This window comes from Lentzea kentuckyensis (genome assembly GCF_002150765.1).
In the GTDB taxonomy this organism is placed as follows: domain Bacteria; phylum Actinomycetota; class Actinomycetes; order Mycobacteriales; family Pseudonocardiaceae; genus Lentzea; species Lentzea kentuckyensis.
Genome location: NZ_MUYM01000210.1, coordinates 276 through 549, shown reverse-complemented (window position 1 = coordinate 549; position 274 = coordinate 276). Strand labels below are relative to the sequence as shown.

The window sequence follows — 274 nt, the reverse complement described above, 5'->3', positions numbered from 1 at the left end:
TGTCGGCGGACTGTACTTGTCCGCCGACACGTCCAATGATCGACTGTCCAACCTGTTACCAGCTGTTGCGCGACCGGAGTACTTCGCGCAGCAGATCGGGCCGGTCGGTCACGAGTCCGTCCACACCAAGATCGAGCAGGGCGCGCATGTCGGCCTCGTCGTCGATCGTCCACACGTGCACTTCGAGGTCGCGGCGGTGGGCGGCCTGGACGAACCTGCGGTCGACGATCTTGAGTCGTCCCTGGCTCACGGGCACCTGGGCGACCTGGCCGCG

1 protein-coding gene is annotated in these 274 nt (G+C 66.1%); it reads right to left on the bottom strand.

The features are described from left to right. Positions 1-55 precede the first annotated feature (55 nt). Positions 56-274 (bottom strand): glycerophosphodiester phosphodiesterase family protein (locus tag B0F77_RS50400; RefSeq protein WP_281252630.1); only part of this gene is annotated, 219 nt, incomplete at its 5' end.